Source organism: Burkholderia lata (genome assembly GCF_902499025.1).
GTDB classification, from domain to species: domain Bacteria; phylum Pseudomonadota; class Gammaproteobacteria; order Burkholderiales; family Burkholderiaceae; genus Burkholderia; species Burkholderia lata_C.
Genome location: NZ_CABVPW010000011.1, coordinates 64876 through 83939 on the forward strand (window position 1 = coordinate 64876; position 19064 = coordinate 83939).

At 67.5% G+C, this 19064-nt stretch carries 18 protein-coding genes; 13 read left to right on the forward strand and 5 right to left on the reverse strand.

From position 1 onward, the window contains the following. Positions 1–13 precede the first annotated feature (13 nt). Complete coding sequence (locus tag BDI24065_RS13180; RefSeq protein ID WP_175031641.1) at positions 14–973, reverse strand: LLM class oxidoreductase; 960 nt, start codon at positions 971–973, stop codon at positions 14–16. Positions 974–1158: 185 nt separating this feature from the next. On the opposite strand from BDI24065_RS13180, the gene BDI24065_RS13185 reads away from it, so the two are divergent. Further along, positions 1159–1557: a lysozyme inhibitor LprI family protein gene (locus tag BDI24065_RS13185; RefSeq protein WP_175031642.1), complete on the forward strand. Its 399-nt coding sequence runs from the start codon at positions 1159–1161 to the stop codon at positions 1555–1557. Positions 1558–1605: 48 nt separating this feature from the next. Here the strand turns inward: BDI24065_RS13185 and BDI24065_RS13190 are convergent, their stop codons facing one another. Beyond that, complete coding sequence (locus BDI24065_RS13190; RefSeq protein ID WP_175031643.1) at positions 1606–2337, reverse strand: GNAT family N-acetyltransferase; 732 nt, start codon at positions 2335–2337, stop codon at positions 1606–1608. A gap of 1039 nt (positions 2338–3376) precedes the next feature. On the opposite strand from BDI24065_RS13190, the gene BDI24065_RS13195 reads away from it, so the two are divergent. From BDI24065_RS13195 to BDI24065_RS13210, 4 genes are all read left to right on the forward strand, one after another. Further along, positions 3377–4273 (forward strand): NAD-dependent protein deacetylase, encoded by an 897-nt coding sequence (locus BDI24065_RS13195; protein ID WP_175031644.1) that lies wholly within the window; start codon positions 3377–3379, stop codon positions 4271–4273. Then, a complete protein-coding gene (locus BDI24065_RS13200) occupies positions 4270–4911 on the forward strand; it encodes a DUF938 domain-containing protein (RefSeq protein WP_175031645.1) in 642 nt (213 codons plus the stop codon). Before BDI24065_RS13195 ends, BDI24065_RS13200 begins: the two co-directional genes overlap by 4 nt. A gap of 97 nt (positions 4912–5008) precedes the next feature. Further along, positions 5009–6421, forward strand: a complete 1413-nt coding sequence (gene gndA / locus BDI24065_RS13205) for an NADP-dependent phosphogluconate dehydrogenase (protein WP_043177729.1) — start codon at positions 5009–5011, stop codon at positions 6419–6421. A gap of 200 nt (positions 6422–6621) precedes the next feature. Then, positions 6622–6966, forward strand: coding sequence for a DUF4148 domain-containing protein (locus BDI24065_RS13210; RefSeq protein WP_011355774.1), 345 nt, complete (start codon positions 6622–6624; stop codon positions 6964–6966). A gap of 118 nt (positions 6967–7084) precedes the next feature. Here BDI24065_RS13210 and BDI24065_RS13215 read toward each other — a convergent pair whose 3' ends face one another. Then, the gene (locus BDI24065_RS13215) at positions 7085–7405 is read right to left on the reverse strand and encodes a hypothetical protein (protein WP_021160881.1); all 321 of its coding nucleotides are present in this window, start codon (positions 7403–7405) and stop codon (positions 7085–7087) included. 425 nt (positions 7406–7830) lie between these two features. Here BDI24065_RS13215 and BDI24065_RS13220 point away from each other — a divergent pair, with 425 nt between their 5' ends. After that, a complete protein-coding gene (locus tag BDI24065_RS13220; RefSeq protein ID WP_175031646.1) occupies positions 7831–8565 on the forward strand; it encodes a peptidoglycan DD-metalloendopeptidase family protein in 735 nt (244 codons plus the stop codon). A gap of 57 nt (positions 8566–8622) precedes the next feature. Here BDI24065_RS13220 and BDI24065_RS13225 read toward each other — a convergent pair whose 3' ends face one another. Next, positions 8623–9261, reverse strand: a complete 639-nt coding sequence (locus tag BDI24065_RS13225) for a Pr6Pr family membrane protein (RefSeq protein WP_175031647.1) — start codon at positions 9259–9261, stop codon at positions 8623–8625. A gap of 225 nt (positions 9262–9486) precedes the next feature. Between BDI24065_RS13225 and BDI24065_RS13230 the strand changes: the two genes are divergently transcribed. The 5 genes from BDI24065_RS13230 (at position 9487) to BDI24065_RS13250 (ending at position 15123) form a co-directional block, all read left to right on the forward strand. Then, positions 9487–10023 carry a cytochrome b gene (locus BDI24065_RS13230; protein WP_175031648.1) on the forward strand — a complete coding sequence of 179 codons (537 nt, stop codon included), beginning with the start codon at positions 9487–9489 and terminating at the stop codon, positions 10021–10023. Positions 10024–10178: 155 nt separating this feature from the next. Further along, positions 10179–10547, forward strand: a complete 369-nt coding sequence (locus BDI24065_RS13235; RefSeq protein ID WP_175031649.1) for a DUF2946 domain-containing protein — start codon at positions 10179–10181, stop codon at positions 10545–10547. 82 nt (positions 10548–10629) lie between these two features. Beyond that, complete coding sequence (locus tag BDI24065_RS13240) at positions 10630–12762, forward strand: TonB-dependent copper receptor (protein WP_175031650.1); 2133 nt, start codon at positions 10630–10632, stop codon at positions 12760–12762. A gap of 228 nt (positions 12763–12990) precedes the next feature. Next, on the forward strand, positions 12991–14085 hold the full coding sequence (locus BDI24065_RS13245; RefSeq protein WP_175031651.1) for an esterase/lipase family protein: 1095 nt from the start codon (positions 12991–12993) through the stop codon (positions 14083–14085). Positions 14086–14088: 3 nt separating this feature from the next. Beyond that, positions 14089–15123, forward strand: a complete 1035-nt coding sequence (locus BDI24065_RS13250) for a lipase secretion chaperone (RefSeq protein WP_175031652.1) — start codon at positions 14089–14091, stop codon at positions 15121–15123. A 36-nt stretch (positions 15124–15159) separates the two neighbouring features. Here BDI24065_RS13250 and BDI24065_RS13255 read toward each other — a convergent pair whose 3' ends face one another. Beyond that, entirely contained in the window at positions 15160–16683 is a 1524-nt protein-coding gene (locus BDI24065_RS13255) for a PLP-dependent aminotransferase family protein (RefSeq protein WP_175031653.1), read from the reverse strand. A 108-nt stretch (positions 16684–16791) separates the two neighbouring features. On the opposite strand from BDI24065_RS13255, the gene BDI24065_RS13260 reads away from it, so the two are divergent. Together BDI24065_RS13260 and BDI24065_RS13265 are read left to right on the forward strand one after the other, a co-directional pair. Then, on the forward strand, positions 16792–17898 hold the full coding sequence (locus BDI24065_RS13260; RefSeq protein WP_175031654.1) for an ABC transporter ATP-binding protein: 1107 nt from the start codon (positions 16792–16794) through the stop codon (positions 17896–17898). A 77-nt stretch (positions 17899–17975) separates the two neighbouring features. Beyond that, the gene (locus BDI24065_RS13265) at positions 17976–19022 is read left to right on the forward strand and encodes an ABC transporter substrate-binding protein (protein ID WP_175031655.1); all 1047 of its coding nucleotides are present in this window, start codon (positions 17976–17978) and stop codon (positions 19020–19022) included. Positions 19023–19064 lie beyond the last annotated feature (42 nt).

The following is a 19064-nucleotide window of genomic DNA, read 5'->3' on the forward strand; positions in this document are numbered from 1 at the left end:
GAATCCTGCTGAATCACACCTGCCCGTCGTGAAAAACCGGCAGGACGTGTGCTGCAATTTCTTCGATGACTTCGCGCACAGGCCGGTCCGAGCCCGGATTCAGCGTCACGTGATGCGTACCCGCCGCACGCATGTCCTGCAGGATGTCGATCAATGCGCGGCGTCCGGTTGCATAGCCGAGCGGCAATGCGGTGGCCGGTGCATCGGGATCCGCGACGAGGTCGAGCCGCATCGATACGCCGAATGCGCGAAAGGCGGGCGACGCGAGCCGGTCGACCGCCGCGCGCCACATCGAATAGCGTGCGCGCTGCGTGTCCGGGTCGCGGTGGTACGTCATCCAGCCGATCGAGTGGCGCGCGATCCAGTCGACGCTTTGCCCGCCCGAGCCGACCGCCAGCATCGGCACCGCGTCGGCGCCACGCGGCAGCAGCGTGAATTCGGGTGCATCGGGTGGCGCTGCGTCGGGCAGCACGCGCGACGGCACGCCGAGCGCGGCCGCGACGACGTCCCAGTGGGCGCGGTAACGGTCCCGCCGCGTCTCCGCATCGACACCGAACGCCGCATATTCCGGCGGCCGGTCGCCGGAGCCGAGCCCGAGGATGAAGCGTCCGCCCGACAGCGTCGCGACCGACAGCGCGCCTTTCGCGATATGCAGCGGATGACGCAGCGGCAGCACGATCGCGCCGCTGGCGAGCGCGATCCGGTGCGTGCGTGACGCCAGCGCGCCGAGCAATACCCATGGGTCGAGGTGGCCCACCGGGTCGGGGTAGTCGGCGCTGTTCAACGGTACGTCGCGAATCCACAGCGCGCGAAAGCCGAGCGTGTCGGCCAGTGCCGCGAGTTCGAGCTGCTCGTTGAAGTCGGCGACGATATCGCCGGTGCGGAGCAGCGGAAGCGTGAGGCCGATCGACAAGTTTCCGTCCGAAAAGACGCGATGCGCGACGTCGGGTTGGGCAGGGGCGGGCGTGGTCATGTCGAGTCCTTGGAGGCGGGGCGAGTCGAACGCGCGACGTTGCGTGTCCGAATGCTAGCGTGTTTGCACGACGGTTGCGCGGCACGGCATGCGCAGCGACCGGTTGACGTCGACGCAACGCAGGTCATGCGGGCAGCGGGCCGGGCATAATCGATGCCTTCCGTCATTGAAAACAACGCATCCGGATGAACGCGTTTCAACACAGGGTGGTCGGTCTGGCGGCGAGCGCGATGCTCTTTGCGGTTGCGTGCGATGCGCTCGCGGACGATGCGCAGCGCGCCGCTATCTGCAAGACCGCCGAGGAAACGGGCTACACGGCCGACATCCGCAATTGCCTCCGGCTGAAATACGAAGCGGCCGACAAGCGCTTGAATGCCGTCTACAAGACGAAGATGGCAAACCTGGACGAGCCGGGCAAGGCGAGGCTGCGCAACGACGAGCGCCGCTGGCTCAAGGCACGGGATGCCAAGTGTGCCGAATCGCGGCAGCCCGATGCGGGCGGCACGCTCGGGCTCGTGGAGGTCGACAGTTGCTTCGTCGACGAAACCGAGCGACGCGCCAAGGTGATCGAAGCCTTTCGTTGACGCGTGTCGGGGTGTCGCGCGGGCCCTGGCGCTATCCCACCCGCAGCGTCAACCCACCCGCAGCGTCGTGCCGCGCAGCGTGAGGCCGAGGCGCGACGCCACGCGTTGTGACGCGCGGTTGTCGCTGTCGGTGCTGTAGAACAGCGTGCGCGTCTGAAGCGACGGCAGCCGCGACCATGCGGCGGTCACCGCCGCCGCGAGGCCACGCCCCCGAAATGCAGGGGCCGTTGCGAGACCGAGTTCGGCGCCGACTTCGGACAGCCGCGCGGCAAACGCGACCGACGCGACTTCTCCATCGACGACGGCCGCGCACCACGGCGCCCACAGATCGGCGACGCTCCGAAACCCCATCGAGAACAGGCCTTCGGGCATCCCGCGTGTGGACAGCGCATGCAGCAGATGCCGGCCCGCGTCGCTGTCGCCATCGATCAGCGCGACGCGCGCGTCGGTGTCGAAACCGAGTGCGTGCGGCAGCGGATAGACGAGGCCGATGTTCCAGTGCGCAACGGGCGCGAGCAGCGCGAGATAGCGTTCGAGATGCGCGGGCTGCATGCGGTCCGCCAACGGCGGTTCGCTGCTGGCCAGGCGCGCCAGTTCGTCTGCGACAGGGGTAGGCACGTCGGCGCGTACGCCCGCCAGGTTGCCGTCCGCGGATCGGCCGAGCCAGAAGCGCGGCCCGGGCGAGCCGTCGGGATCGTTCTCGCGTTCGATCCGGCGATCCGGATGCAGGCGGAACAGCGTGCGGTAGTCGATATCCAGCCAGTCGTGTGTGTCAGGCATGCGTCGGGCAGGGGGCTCCGGTCAGGTGGCGGCGAGCTGTGCGAGGCGGGCCACGGCGGGCCCGCGCGTTCATTCGTGCGTGTGCGGCACTGTGGGGCGATTGTAAGCCGCTCGGCGATCGCGCGCAGATGCAACGCCACGCCACCCGCGCGGGCCGGGCCGGTGCCGCGTGACGGCATGCCCGGCCGACGGTCGCCGATCCGGCAGGCGTTTCAGTTTCGAAACGTTCGCGCTGCTTGCCGGTGCGCGATGCACGTCGATGGCCCCGTTTCGGCCCGCGCGGCCTTGCGGCATGAAGCATGGTGCGCTCCTTGCATATCTGTGCACGCCGTGAGCGCGGTCGCGGACGCAGTCGGTCCGGCGATCGCTTCAGTGGGTCGGACGTATCGGAGACGGGGACAAGAGAATGAAAACAGACCGAATCGCAACATGTCGTGTTGCAAACATGAATCGCCGACCTGCCGGGTTATTCGCTTCGCCTTTTTTCGAGGCGACGTGAGCGCGCGGCTTTCCGTTCCATCCGAGCAATCGGGTTCGTTCTGAACGACGACGTGCAGGTGTAACGCACGAGGCCGACCGGTGCCGGTCGGCCGTCGGGGATGACCCGTGAATGCCTGTGGATGGCCCGGCCCGGATCCCGGATCGTCATGCCGCCGCGCGCAATGCGAGTCGCCGCGCGGCGTAGGCGTGTGCGCGTCGTGCATCGCGTCGGCGCGACGGGGCCGAACCGGATCGCACCGGAAAGCCGGCAGCGCATCGATGCATTCGGCATCGCGGAACACGTGTAGTCCAGGGGAAGCGTTCACCAGCCGCAGCAGGGCGGACGCCGCGAAATTGTGCTGTCAGTTGATCCACTACCCCGATGGATCAATTGTTGAAGCGCCCATCGCCGAGTGGCGGATGGGCGTCTTTTTTTGTGCGCCGGTTTGCGACGCGAGCCGTCGGCCCGATCGCGCGGCGTTCTGTATGATGTGCTGGCGTGTCTGGCCGCCCGTGCGGGCGCACGGCTTGCCGGCGCGCCCGATCACGCGTTGCCAACATGAACGACAAATCCCTGCACGACCCCTCGATCGACGACGTTGACCCGGCCGCACTCGATGCGCTGCACACGTTCGTCGAGCGTCATCCGCGCCTGCTGGTGTTGACCGGCGCGGGCATCAGCACCGACTCCGGCATTCCCGGCTATCGCGACCGCAACGGCCAATGGATGCGTTCGCCGCCGATCCAGCTCCACGAATTCCTCGGCTCCGATGCCGCGCGGCGGCGTTACTGGGCGCGCAGCATGATCGGCTGGCCCGTCGTCGGCCGCGCGCAGCCGAACGGGTCGCACGTGGCACTGGCGCGGCTTGGCCGCGCGGGACGGATCGAGCGCCTCGTCACGCAGAATGTCGACGGCCTGCACCAGCGCGCGGGCAGCGGCGACGTGATCGAGCTGCACGGCGGAATCGACGGCGTCACGTGCCTCGGCTGCGGCGCCCATCATGCGCGCGCGACGATCCAGGTCATGCTCGAGGCCGACAATCCCGATCTGCTGGGCGCGGAAGCCGAGCCGGCCGCGGATGGCGACGCGCACCTCGAATGGGCCGCGCTCGACACGTTCCGCATCCCGGCATGCCCCGCGTGCGGCGGGCTGCTGAAGCCGGCGGTCGTGTTCTTCGGCGAAAACGTGCCGCGCGAGCGCGTGGCACTCGCGTCGCAGGCGCTCGATGCGGCCGATGCGCTGCTCGTCGTCGGCTCGTCATTGATGGTGTATTCCGGCTACCGCTTCTGCGTGTGGGCGCAGGCGCAGAACAAGCCGGTCGCCGCGCTCAATCTCGGCCATACGCGTGCGGATCCGATACTGACGCTGAAGGTCGAGGCGCGCTGCGCACCCGCGCTCGACGCGCTGACGGCGCGGCTGGGCCTCGCGGGCCACGCACCGGAGCAGGCATCGTGACCGGCCCGACAACTTCGCCCGATCCGTCCGCGCGGCTGTCGGCGCCGGCGGCCGAACGCAATCGCGGGCCGATCCTCGACGTGTTGCGCCGCGTGCTGCCGGCGAACGGCCGCGTGCTCGAAATCGCGAGCGGCACGGGGCAGCACGCAGTCCACTTCGCGCAGGCGCTGCCGGGCCTGCACTGGCAGCCGAGTGATCCCGATGCGCAGGCGCGGCGCTCGATCGCCGCGTGGGTTGCCCATGCGGGTCTCGCCAACGTTGCCGGTCCGCTCGCGTTCGACGTGCGCGACGCGTCATGGCCGGTCGACGCGCTCGATGCCATCGTCTGCATCAACATGATTCACATCTCGCCGTGGGCCTGCACGGACGCGCTGTTCGCGGGCGCGTCGCGCCTGCTGCGGCCGGGCGGCGTGCTGTTCCTGTACGGGCCGTATCGCCGCGAGGGCCGGCATACGGCGCCGTCGAACGAAGCCTTCGACCTGCAGTTGCGCAGCCGCGACCCGTCGTGGGGCGTGCGCGATCTCGAGACTGTCGTCGCGCTTGGCCTCGATCGCGGGCTCGATTGCATCGAGGTGGTCGAGATGCCGGCGAACAACCTGAGCGTCGTGTTCCGGCGGCTGCCGCACGGGGAGCAATGACACGGAAGCGCGCATCGCCGCCGGGTTTCCACTATCCTTTCGCCTGTGCGCGCGGCCCGGTTCGGGTCGCGCCCCGTTTTTTCCGGAGAATTGACTAATGGGCAAACAAGCAATCGGTGTGATCGGGCTCGCGGTGATGGGCCGCAATCTCGCACTCAATATCGAGAGCCGCGGTTACGCGGTGTCGGTGTACAACCGCAGCCGCGAGAAAACCGACGAACTGATCGCCGAATTCCCCGGCCGCAATCTGGTGCCGACCTATACGCTCGAGGAGTTCGTCGCGTCGCTCGAAACGCCGCGCCGGATCCTGATGATGGTGAAGGCCGGCGAAGCGACCGATGCGACGATCGCATCGCTCAAGCCGCTGCTCGAGAAGGGCGACGTGCTGATCGACGGCGGCAATACGCACTTCACCGACACGATCCGCCGCAACCAGGAGCTCGCGCAATCGGGCCTGCACTTCATCGGCACCGGCGTGTCGGGCGGCGAAGAGGGCGCGCTGCGCGGCCCGTCGATCATGCCCGGCGGCCAGCGTGACGCGTATGACCTCGTCGAGCCGATCCTCAAGCAGATCGCGGCCAAGGCGCCGTCGGACGGCGAGCCGTGCGTCGCGTACATGGGCCCGGACGGTGCAGGCCATTACGTGAAGATGGTCCACAACGGCATCGAGTACGGCGACATGCAGCTGATCGCCGAAAGCTATGCGGTGCTGAAGGACGTCGCGGGCCTGACCAACGACGAACTCGGCGCGGTGTACACCGAGTGGAACCAGGGCGAACTCGACAGCTACCTGATGGAGATCACGTCGAAGATCTTCGGCAAGAAGGACGAGGAAACCGGCAAGCACCTGGTCGACGTGATCCTCGATCGCGCCGCGCAGAAGGGCACCGGCAAGTGGACGAGCCAGAATGCGCTGGATCTCGGCGTGCCGCTGCCGCTGATCACCGAATCGGTGTTCGCGCGCGTGCTGTCGTCGCTGAAGACCGAGCGCGTCGCGGCCAGCAAGGTCCTGTCGGGCCCGGCCGCCGCGCCGTTCGACGGCGATCGCGCCGCGTTCGTCGAAGCGGTGCGCCGCGCGCTGTACCTGAGCAAGGTGATCTCGTACGCGCAGGGCTTCGCGCAACTGCGCACGGCGTCGGAAGAGTACGGCTGGAACCTCGATCTCGGGACGATCGCGAAGATCTTCCGTGCCGGCTGCATCATCCGCGCGCGCTTCCTGCAGAAGATCACGGACGCGTACGCGAAGGATTCGGCGCTCGCGAACCTGTTGCTCGATCCGTACTTCAAGGACATCGCCGCGAATTACCAGGCATCGCTGCGCGACGTCGTGGTCGCCGCGGTGAAGGCCGGCGTGCCGGTACCGGCGTTCGCGTCGGCGGTCGCGTACTTCGACAGCTACCGCTCCGAGCGGCTGCCGGCGAACCTCGTGCAGGCGCAGCGGGATTTCTTCGGCGCGCACACGTTCGAGCGTACCGACAAGCCGGGCAGCTTCCACGCGAACTGGTCGTAACCGGCTGGCGGGGACAGCATTGTTGCGAAAATCTATTCTATGAATAGGGTTTTTCTATCCCGGATGCCGACATTGTTGGCTCCGGGGAAACAGTGTTTTCGCTCTTTCATGGTTTTCCCTAGGCGACGCCGGGACTAAACTCTGTTCCATCGCTGCAGACATGGTGTGTGCGGCGGAGCAAAAAAATCCCGGAGGTAATCATGAAATCGCTGATCGCAACGTTCGCCGCAGCTGCCGTCCTCGCCGTTCCCGCCGTCTCGTTCGCCCAACAGAACGCGCCCGTCACCCGTGCACAAGTGAAGGCCGAACTGGTCGCCGTGCAACAGGCCGGCTACAAGCTGGGCAGCGACCGTACGAACTACCCGGAAGGCATCCAGGCTGCTGAAGCCCGCCTGAACCCGCAACAGAACGTCGCCGCCGCCGACACGACCGGCTATGGCGCGCAACCGGCTGCCGCGCAAGAATCCGGCGCGCCGGCCAAGGCCAAGACCGGCTGGCAAGTCAAGCGTATCGCTGACGACGCCCCGATCTACAAGGGTCGTTAATGGCGCGGCCGCATCGGCGGCCTGATCCGACCCCTGAAGTACAAACAGCCCGTCGTTCCGTCATTCGGAACGGCGGGCTGTTTTCATTGGTGACGCGCGGATCGCGCCAGCCTTCAGTTCAGTGCAGCGGGCGCCGGCCGCGCCCGATATCCCGGAACAGCGCTTCAGCCGGTTCCAGCACCTGCAGCCACGTTTCGTCATAGCCGCTCAGCGTGTCGAGCGCATCGCGCAGCCGCTCGATCGCGAGGACCGGCAGCTCGACGCTGTGACGCGTGGCGCCGGTCATGTGGGCGACGCTCGCCAGCTGGACGAGCGCGTCGGCCGCTTCCGCGACGTCGGTCGCGAACAGCAGGTGCCGGTTGAGCAATTCGACCAGACCGCTGGAACCGGAGAAATCGTCGGCGTTGAGCTGCACGGAAAGAAACGTCGCGTTGTTCATTGTCATGCTCCTCGTTGTCGTTGGATCGCGCAGTGCATCACCGAGTATAGGTGGCGATCGCAGGGGAGAATGTGACGCGGTCGATACTGCCGGCGAGGGCGGCGCGGCACGTGAAAAATCCGCGACAGGCCCGCCCGGCGGCCGGCGCAGCGCGGCTTGCGGGCCGTCGGCACGCCGGTGCGGTGACGCAAGATTGTTGCCGGATCAGGCATCGGTCGCGGTCTTGACCGCCACAAATGGTATCTTTGCTGATTGGGACGACGCGAAAGAGGGGCCGGTGAGCCCATTCGCGCCGACGTTCCACTGTGGAAACTGACGGCCGCGAGAGCGGTCGGATACTGGTTGGTCCGGCCGTCCGGCCGGACATCGTGCGTCGCGCGCCGGGGGGCGGTGGGCGGCGCAACGACGCAAATCCGGGAGGACCCTTGAGAGAAACTATTCCCATCCACGATGCGCTGACGCGCTGGCTGCCGCAGGCGGCGCTCGTTGCCGCGGCCATCGCGCTGACGGGCTGCACGATGACGCCGTGGACCGACAGCTGGCAGCCGGCGCGCCAGTCGGCACCCACGTCGGCCGCGACGCCGGGCGTGATCGCCGGCTATTACCGCGTGAATCCGGGCGATACGCTCGCGGGCGTCGCGAACGCCTACGGGCAGCGCGTCCAGGACGTGGCCAGCTGGAACCACATGGCGCCGACCGATGCCGTGTATCCCGGCCAGGTGCTGCGCGTCGCGCCGCCGCCTGCCGCGACGTCGCTCGGGCAACCGTCCGCGGCGACCGCGCAGCCGGGCTCGCTCGCATGGCCGGCCACCGGTGTCGTGGCGGCGCCGTTTTCGGCCGGCAAGACGCGCGGCGTCGTGATCGCCGCGTCCGGGCCCGACCATTCGGTGCGGGCCGCGGCGGCCGGGCGCGTGGTGTACGCCGGGTCCGGCGTCAAGGCCTACGGCCCGCTCGTGATCCTGAAGCATGAGAACGGGCTCATTACGGCTTACGGACATAACGGCAAGCTGCTCGTCAACGAAGGCGACGCGGTGCGCCAGGGCCAGCCGGTCGCTGAAATGGGCACCGACGCGAGCGGCCGTTCGACGTTCGAGTTCGAAGTCCGCCAGAACGGCAAGGTCGTCGATCCGATGAACTTCCTGCCGCGCAACGGCGGCTGACGACCCGCATCACCCCGTGTGCGCCGGGCGGCGCACACGCTCCCGCTTTTCCCGCTTTCATCCTTTCCTGAGCGTCACTGCGCCGGACTGTCTCGCGTGATTGCCGAGCCAGCGAATGCCCAGTGCGAGCGCCGCCGCGCCGATCGCGATCAGCGAACACTGGATCGCGACCGGCAGGTACCCGTGCGGCCGCGGATCGACGAACGGGTAGGGATACCAGTTCTCCATCGCGCCACGCACCAGCGTATAGCCGAGATAGACGATCGGAAAGCCGAGCCACGCGAACGCGCTGCGCCACGGGATCGGCAAGCGCGGCTCCACGTACAGCCAGTCGCACAGCATGACGAGCGGCACGATCCGGTGCAGCACCCAGTTGTTGAACGCCGGCGTGAAGTGGCGCAGCGCATCGAGCCTTGCCAGCAGGAGTTCGTAGACGATTGCGGTGATCAGGACGTACAGCACCGCGGCGCCGCGCATCGATTCGTAGCGGGCCGAGCCGGGGCGTGCGATGCGCCAGAGCCCGGTGGCGAGCATCGCGGCCGCGTAGAGGCTGCTCAGTTGCGTGAAGTAGCTGAGGTAGTTGCCGAGATGAAAGCCCGGCAGGTGCCAGTAGTCGGCGACGCTGTGCAGCGTGGTGGATACCGCGAGCAACGCGGCGGTCAGCCGATAGGCCGCAACGAAGAACGCCTTGCTCATGATGCCCGCGCGCCGTCGCACCAAAGCTCCATCGTGCCACAGCCGTCCGGGCGCGCGATGCGGATTTTCCATATGAAGCCCCGCGCGGCGCACGTTGACGATTCGTCGGATATTTGCGCGTATCGTGCAAAACCGGGCGCCCGTGCAGCTACAATCGGGGCAGTTTTGCCGGGCGCCGGCCGGTTGCTGCATGCGCCCATCCCCGCATACAACACGAGACGAAGCATGAGAAACATCCTCGCGAAACAGACGCGCTACAGCTCGCCCGCGATCTTCTTCCACTGGGCCGTCTTCCTGCTGGTGGCGCTGGCCTACCTGGCCATCGAGATCCGTGGACCGAAAGGCAGCGACAGCCGGGTGTTCTGGATGAACGTGCATCTCACCGCGGGCACGCTCGTGCTCGTGCTGTCGGTGCTGCGCGTGCTGTGGCGAGCCGTCAGCCGCGTGCCGGAGGCGATTCCGCAGGCGGTGCTGCTGCGCTGGCTCTCGAGGCTCGCGCATGTCGCGCTCTACGTCTTCATCATCGCGCAGCCGCTGCTCGGCATCATGATGATCAACCTGGGCGGCAAGCCGGTGTCGCTCGACTGGCTCGGCCTGTCGTTCACGCTGTTCGGCCCCGACAAGGCGCTGCGGCCGACGATCAAGGAAGCGCACGAGCTGATCGGCAACGCGTTCTACTTCGTGATCGGCCTGCACGCACTGGCCGCGCTTTACCATCATTTCATCCGGCGCGACGACGTGCTGCGGCGCATGTCGCCCTGACCGGCACGTTCCGGAACCAGGCAGCAGGCGGGGGCGCATGGTTGTGTTGACAACCATGCGCCCCCGGTTCGTTTACTGCCATCCGCGCTGGTCATCGCGTTAAACATTCTGTAACATCTCGGCTGTTTTTACATTCCGCTTACTCGTTGCCGAGCATGCTGCACCGACATCGTCACCTGACCGCCTGGCTTGGCGTGCTCGCGATCTGGTTCGCGATCGCGGCGCCGTTGGTGTCGCAGTGGCGTGTCGCGCAGGCGGCCACGCCTGACGCGATCGTCTGCAGTACGGAGCATGGCGCGCATCAGTCTGCCGATGCGGGCCGTATGCACGATCATGCGCTGCATCTCGATGCGTGCGGCTACTGCGGCTTCTTCGCGCATAACCCCGCGATCGGCGGGCCTGCCGCCGCGGCACTCGCTTCCGTTCCCGTCGTTTCCGTTGCCGCCGTCGCGCCGCCTGCCGTCGCGGCGCGCGCCGACCGCTATCCGCGCGCGTATCCGCGCGCACCGCCCGAGCGCGCCTGACGCGCTGTTTCCGTTCTTTTCACCGCCGATATCCGTGCGGCCCGTCGAGGCCGCGTGGAGGGCGTCACTCGGGCTTTCGATCATGACCATTTTCCAGTTGCGTGCGCCGCAGGCGTCACGCAATGCCTGTGCGCGGCGCATGCCGCGCGTGCTGAAACTCACCGTTCCCGCGCTCGCAGCCGGCGCACTGGCTGCAAGCGCCGCGGCAGCCGAAACGGCGCGCGCGGCCGGCGCGCCGACCGACGATACGGCCGCGACGCTGCCGGCCATCGAAGTCGTCGCATCGCCGCTGTCGACGCCGCTCGTCGTCGTCACGGATCCGAAGACCCCGCGCCAGCCGCTACCCGCCAGCGACGGCGCGGATTACCTGAAAACGATCCCCGGCTTCACGTCGATCCGCAGCGGCGGCACCAACGGCGATCTCGTGCTGCGTGGAATGTTCGGCTCGCGGCTGAACATCCTGGCGAACGGAATGTCGACACTCGGCGCGTGTCCGGGCCGGATGGATGCGCCGACGTCGTACATCGCTCCGGAAAGCTATGACAAGGTCACCGTCGTGAAGGGGCCGCAGACGGTGCTGTACGGTCCCGGCGCGTCGGCCGGCACCGTGATGTTCGAACGCGTGACGCCGCGCTTCGACAAGCCCGGCATGCGCTTCGACGGCAGCCTGGTCGGCGGGTCGTTCGGCCGCAACGACCAGAACGTCGACGTGACGGCCGGCACGCCGGACGTCTATGGCCGCGTGACCGCGAACCACGCGCATTCGCAGGACTACAAGGACGGCAACGGCAACACCGTGCCGTCGCAGTGGGACAAGTGGAATGCCGATGCGGCGCTGGGCTGGACGCCGGACGACCATACGCGCGTCGAGCTGACCGCCGGCACCGGCGACGGCTATGCACGCTACGCGGGGCGCGGGATGGACGGCGCGCATTTCCGCCGCGAGACGTTCGGCCTGTCGTTCGACAAGAAGCATCTCGGCGACGTGCTCGACCGGATCGAGGCACGCGTGTACTACAACGAAGCCGATCACGTGATGGACAACTACACGTTGCGGCAACCGGACCCGACCAGCAGCATGCCGATGCGGATGGCGTCGGAAGTGCGGCGTCGCACGTTCGGCGCGCGCGCGGCCGCGACGTTCCGTTTTGCCGACGAATTCAAGCTCGTGACGGGGGTCGATGCGCAGTCGAACCGGCTCGACTCGCGCTCGGCGATGGGGCGGCAGAACTACGGCGACAAGCCGTGGGATGCGCAGGCGACGATGTGGAACGCGGGCGTGTTCGGCGAACTGACGTGGTACGCGAGCGACGTGTCGCGCGTGATCGGCGGCGCACGCGTCGACTATGCGAGCGCACGCGACAAGCGCGCGACGACGAGCGGCATGATGAAGAGCAAGCCGAATCCGACCTTCGACAACGATCGCACGCGCGTGCTGCCGAGCGGCTTCGTGCGCTACGAGCGCGATCTCGCGTCGCTGCCTGTCACGTGGTACGCGGGGATCGGCCATACGGAGCGCTATCCCGACTACTGGGAACTGTTCTCCGCGAAGCGCGGGCCGGCCGGCTCGGTCAACGCGTTCTCGGCGGTGCAGCCGGAGAAGACCACGCAGCTCGACATCGGCGCGCAATACAAGAGCGACCGGCTCGATGCATGGGTGTCGGCCTACGCGGGTTATGTTCAGGACTTCATCCTGTTCAACTATGCGGCCGGGATGATGGGCCCGACCACGCAGGCGACCAACGTCAACGCGCAGATCATGGGCGGCGAAGCGGGCGTGTCGTGGAAACCGGTTTCACCGCTGCGCGTCGAGACGTCGCTCGCGTACGCGTGGGGGCGCAACGTGGCCAGCGGCGATCCGCTGCCGCAGATGCCGCCGCTCGAGGCGCGCATCGGGCTCGAATACACGCGTGGCGCATGGTCGGCAGGGGGCCTGTGGCGCATCGTTGCGCCGCAGCATCGCTATGCACTGAACGAGGGCAATGTGGTCGGCAAGGACTTCGGCCCGAGCGCCGGATTCGGCGTGCTTTCGCTGCATACGCAATACAACTTCAGCAAGACCGTGCAGATCTCGGTCGGCGTCGACAACGTGCTGAACAAGGCCTACACCGAGCACCTGAACCTCGCCGGCAACGCGGGCTTCGGTTATCCGGCGAACTCGCCGGTGATGGAGCCGGGCCGGACCGCATGGGTGCGCGTGAGCGCGAAGCTGTAACGCGTCGCGCGTGTGCGTTGCAGCATGCGCACGCCTGAACGCAGCCCCGCCCGAACGGGCGGGGCGCGTCAACCGATTAGAGAACCGTATCTAGTCAGGGCGCAAACGTTCGCGACTCGTGATTCACTCCCGCATTCGACGCACACGGTGGTTGCGACGTTCGAGGCGCGTAGTGTGTGTCGATCCGGCTTCATTCGCACCGGCAGCACAATAATCAGGAGAACATGCATGGCCAAAACGATGCGTTCCAGGGTGGTGGCAGGGGCAGTGGCATGCGCGATGAGCATCGCGCCGTTCGCGGGGACGACCGCAGTGATGACGTTGGCGACGACGCACGCGGCGGTGGCGGCGACGGCATCCGCCGACAACTATGCGGCGACGCGCTATCCGATCATCCTCGTGCACGGGCTGACGGGTACCGACAAATACGCCGGCGTGCTCGAGTATTGGTACGGTATCCAGGAGGACCTGCAACAGAACGGCGCGACGGTCTACGTTGCGAATCTGTCGGGATTCCAGAGCGATGATGGCCCGAACGGGCGCGGCGAACAGTTGCTCGCTTACGTGAAGACGGTGCTTGCGGCGACGGGTGCGACCAAGGTCAATCTCGTCGGCCACAGCCAGGGCGGGCTCACATCGCGCTATGTCGCGGCTGTCGCGCCCGATCTCGTCGCGTCGGTGACGACGATCGGCACGCCGCATCGCGGTTCCGAGTTCGCCGACTTCGTGCAGAACGTGCTTGCGTACGATCCGACCGGGCTTTCGTCAACGGTGATCGCCGCGTTCGTCAATGTGTTCGGCATCCTGACGAGCAGCACGCACAACACGAACCAGGATGCGCTCGCCGCGCTGCAGACGCTGACCACCGCACGGGCCGCCACGTACAACCAGAACTATCCGAGCGCGGGCCTGGGTGCGCCGGGCAGTTGCCAGACCGGTGCGCCGACCGAAACCGTCGGCGGCAACACGCATCTGCTGTACTCGTGGGCCGGCACGGCGATCCAGCCGACGCTCTCGCTGTTCGGCGTCACGGGCGCGACCGACACGAGCACCATTCCGGTCGTCGATCCGGCGAACGCACTCGATCCGTCCACGCTCGCGCTGCTCGGCACGGGCACGGTGATGATCAACCGCGGCTCCGGGCAGAACGACGGGGTCGTGTCGAAGTGCAGCGCGCTGTACGGCAAGGTGCTGAGTACGAGCTACAAGTGGAACCACCTCGACGAGATCAACCAGCTGCTCGGCGTGCGCGGCGCGTATGCGGAAGATCCGGTCGCGGTGATTCGCACGCATGCGAACCGGCTGAAGCTGGCGGGCGTGTAATCGATGACGGCACGAGGAGGGCGCGCGCCGCTGGCGCGGCGCGCCGTGGTCTATGGTGTCGTGGGGCTGGCGGCGATTGCCTGTGTCGCGATGTGGAGCGGAGCGGGCTTGCATCGCGGAGCGGGCGCTGCCGGCGATTCTCCGGATGCGGCGGCGGTGGGGGGCGTGGCAGCTTCACCGCCGCAGGCCGCGATGCCGGCAAGCGCGGGCCTGCCGCCGTCACTGGCCGGCTCCAGCGCGCCGCGGTTGCCGCTCGACGCCGGCGGTCATCTCGCGAAGTCGCGCGCGGTGCGCGATTTCTTCGACTACTGCCTGACCGCGCAGAGTGACCTGAGTGCGGCCGCGCTCGATGCGTTCGTCGTGCGCGAGATTGCCGCGCAGCTCGACGGTACCGCTGCGCAGGCCGAGGCGCTCGACGTATGGCACCGCTATCGCGCGTATCTCGACGCCCTCGCGAAATTGCGCGATGCCGGCGCGGTCGACAAGTCCGACGTCGGCGCGCTGCAGCTCGCGCTCGACCAGCGTGCGTCGATTGCGTATCGCACGCTCGGCGACTGGAGCCAGCCGTTCTTCGGCGCGGAGCAGTGGCGGCAGCGCTACGACCTCGCGCGGATGAAGATCGCGCAGGATCCCACGCTGACGGATGCGCAGAAGGCCGAACGACTCGCCGCGCTCGAGCAGCAGATGCCGGCCGACGAACGCGCCGCGCAGCAGCGCATCGACCAGCAGCGCGCGGCGATCGACCAGATCGCGCAATTGCAGAAGAGCGGGGCAACGCCCGATGCGATGCGCGCGCAACTGACGCAGACGCTCGGCCCCGAAGCGGCCGCGCGTGTCGCGCAGATGCAGCAGGACGACGCCTCGTGGCAGAGCCGCTACGCGGACTACGCGGTGCAGCGTGCGCAGATCGAGTCGGCCGGCCTGTCGCCGCAGGATCGCGATGCGCAGATCGCCGCGTTGCGGCAACGCGTGTTCACGAAGCCCGGCGAAGCCGTGCGTGCGGCATCGCTCGATCGCGGGGCGGGCAGCGCGCGGTAATGCAGGTAACGCGGGCGGCGCGGCGCAGGATCGCCGCTATGCCGCGCGCGTGAGGTCCCGCGGCAGGTGTTGCTCGATGGTATTCGCGAGCGTGTCGAACGCGGGCCCGATGCCTTCGTGCGCGACGCATGCATAGCCGAGCAGCAGGCCGCGCCGCGCGGTGTCGAGGCTGCTGTAGTAGCTGGTGAGCGGGCGCACGATCACGCCGGCATCGAACGCACTCTGCGTGACCGCGCGATCGTCGCACGCGTCGGGCAGGCCGAGCACGAGATGCAGGCCGGCCTCGTCGCCCATCACGGGCAGCGCGTCGCCGAAGCGCGCGCGGATCGCGTCGATCATCAGTTGCCGGCGCTCGCCGTACAGCGTGCGCATCCGCCTGACGTGCGAGGTCAGGTGGCCGTCCATGATGAATTCGGCGAGCACGGCCTGCTGCATCAGCTGGCCCTCGCGGTACAGCTCCGACAGCCCGGTGCGGAACGTGTCGACGAGATGCTCCGGCACGACCATGTAGCCCATCCGCAACCCCGGAAACAGCATCTTGCCGAGGCTGCCGACGTAGATCACGCGGCCGCCGTCGTCGAGCCCCTGCAGCGACGCGAGCGGGCGGCTGCCGTAGCGGAACTCGCTGTCGTAGTCGTCCTCGATGATCCAGCAGCGGTGCTGGCGTGCATATTCGAGCAGCATCCGGCGTCGGGCGAGGCTCATCACCATCCCGAGCGGGTACTGATGCGACGGCGTGACGAGCACGAGCCGCGGCGGATGCTGCATGTCGCTGGCGCGCGGGTCGAGCCCTTCCTGGTCGACCGGCACCGGCGTCAGGGTGAGACCGGCCGCCTGCAGGACGCTGCGCACGCCCCAGTAGCACGGCTCCTCGACCCACGCACGATCGCCGATGTCGGACAGCAGCCGCACCGCGAGATCGATCGACTGGTGGATGCCCGTCGTGATGATCACCTGGTCCGGCGAGCATTTGACCGAGCGCGCGACGCGCAGGTAATCGGCGAGCGCGCGCCGCAACGGCCGGTAGCCGCCGCCCGGCGCATAGGTCAGCAGCTCGGGGTTCGCCTCCTTCCACAGCCGCGCCTGCAGGCGGCTCCACGTCCGGCTCGGGAATTCCGACACGTCCGGCACGCCCGGCATGAACGCGCCCCATTGGCGCCGCGACACGCCCGCGTGCTCGATCAGCTGCCGGCCGCGCATCGACAGGCCGCCCTGCGCGTCCGGCAGTGGCGGCTCATCGGCGTCGGACGGCGGCGGCGCAGCACCCGGCACGCGGATCGCGGCGGCGTCCGGCCGCGTGTCGGCCACATAGGTGCCGCTGCCGGTGGTCGTCAGCACGTAGCCTTCGGCCGTCAGCTGGTCGTACACGTGCAGCACGGTATTGCGCGCGATCGACAGGTCGGCCGCGAGCGTGCGCGAACTCGGCAGTTTTGTACCTGGCCCCAATTCCCCGGTCAGGATGGCCTGCTGCATCAATTGCAGCAGCTGGCGATACATCGGCTCGGGCGAGCTACGGTCGAGGCGCGCGGAGAGCCAGTCGGCGACGATCACGGTGTCCAAAGTGGTCCCACTCGGAATATTGAAATGGTTCCCTATTGTAGAACCGTGCGCGCCGTATAGTGGCTCGCATCTCAAAAACGTATGCCGCGGAACAAGGGGACAGCCACGATGAAGTCCGATGATGTGATCGTCAGCTTTCGCGGCGTGCGGAAGACCTACGACGGCGAAACGCTGGTCGTCAAATCGCTCGACCTCGATATCCATCGCGGGGAATTCCTGACGCTGCTCGGGCCGTCGGGCTCGGGCAAGACCACCTGCCTGATGATGCTGGCCGGCTTCGAATTCCCGACCGGCGGCGAGATCCGCCTCGACGGCGAGCTGCTGAACAACGTGCCGCCGCATAAACGCAACATCGGCATGGTGTTCCAGAACTACGCGCTGTTTCCGCACCTGACGGTCGAGCAGAACGTCGCGTATCCGCTGACCGTGCGCAAGCTGCCGGCCGCCGAGCGCGCGGAGCGCGTCGCGCACGCGCTGAAGATGGTGCAGATGGAGCGTTTCGCGAAACGCTACCCGGCGCAGCTGTCGGGCGGCCAGCAGCAGCGCATCGCGCTGGCGCGCGCGCTCGTGTTCGAGCCGAAGCTCGTGCTGATGGACGAGCCGCTCGGCGCGCTCGACAAGCAGCTGCGCGAACACATGCAGTACGAACTGAAGGCGCTGCACGAAAAGCTCGGCGTGACTTTCGTGTACGTGACGCACGACCAGGGCGAGGCGCTGACGATGTCCGATCGCGTCGCGGTGTTCGACAAGGGCATCGTGCAGCAGCTCGACACCGTCGACCGCCTGTACGAATCGCCGTGCAACGAATTCGTCGCGAACTTCATCGGCGACAGCAACCGGCTGCGCGGCACCATCGCGCGTGTCGATGGCGAATTCTGCGAGTTCCGGCTCGGCGACGGCACGAAGCTCGTCGGCCGCCGCATCGGCGATGCGGCCGAGGGCGCACCGGCCGTCGCGTGCATCCGCCCCGAACGCATGAGCCTCGCCGCGCACGGCGCGAACGGGCACGCGAACGGCTCGGCCGCCAACCGGTTGAGCGGCGAGGCGCGCAGCCTCATCTATTTCGGCGACCACGTGCGCATGCGCTGCGCGCTGCCCGGCCAGGACGAATGCTTCGTGAAGGTGCCGCTCGGCACCGGCGCGCTCGATGCGTTCTCGCCCGGCGCACCGGTCGCGCTCGCGTTTGCACCCGAACACCTGCGCGTGTTCGCGTGAGCAGGGTTTCCCCGATTTTCCGTAGCACGTCGTCAACAACAACTGCCCACTTCCACCACCAGAGGAGAGGAACCACCATGAACCGAGCAAGCATTACCGCGCGGCGCACCGCGCTGGCACTGGCGCTCGCCGTCGTCGGCGCATCGGCATCGGCTGCCGAACTCACGGTCGTCAACTTCGGCGGCGCGAACGGCGACGCGCAGAAGGCCGCGTTCAACCAGCCGTTCGAGAAGGCGACCGGCAACAAGGTCACAGCCGTCGAATACAACGGCGAGCAGGCGAAAGTGAAGGCGATGGTCGAGGCGAAGCACGTCAACTGGGACGTGGTCGAAGTCGAATCGGGCGACCTGAACCGCGGCTGCGACGAAGGGCTGTACGAGAAGCTCGACTGGTCGAAGATCGCGAAGAAGTCCGACCTGATTCCGGAATCGCCGCAGGTGTGCGGCGTCGGCTTCTTCGTGTGGTCGACGGCGCTGTCGTACAACGCCGACAAGCTGAAGTCGGCACCGACCGGCTGGGCCGATTTCTGGAACGTGAAGAAATTCCCCGGCAAGCGCGGCATGCGCAAGGGCGCGCGCTATAACCTCGAATTCGCGCTGATGGCCGACGGTGTCGCGCCGAAGGACGTCTACAAGGTACTCGGCACGAAGGCCGGCCAGGACCGCGCGTTCAAGAAGCTCGACGAGCTGAAGCCGAACATCCAGTGGTGGGAAGCGGGCGCGCAGCCGCCGCAGTTCCTCGTCGCCGGCGACGTCGTGATGTCGACCGCGTACAACGGCCGCATCGACGCCGCGCAGAAGGAAGGCAAGAACCTGAAGGTCGTGTGGAACGGCAGCATTTACGACCTCGACTACTGGGCGATTCCGAAGGGCTCGCCGAACAAGGCGCTGGCCGAGCAGTACATCGCGTACACGCTGACGCCGAAGCCGCAGCAGGGCTATGCGCAGCACATCGCGTACGGTCCGGCGAACATCGCGGCGATCAAGTCGCTCGACGCGAAGACGCTCGCGAACCTGCCGAACTCGCCGGCGAACGGCAAGAGCGCGGTGCTGGAAGATATCGGCTTCTGGACCGACCACAGCGACGAGCTCGAGCAGCGTTTCGCCGCATGGGCGACGAAGTAACAGCCGTTCAGGTGTCCTGAAGCAACCGGCCGCGCGGCACGT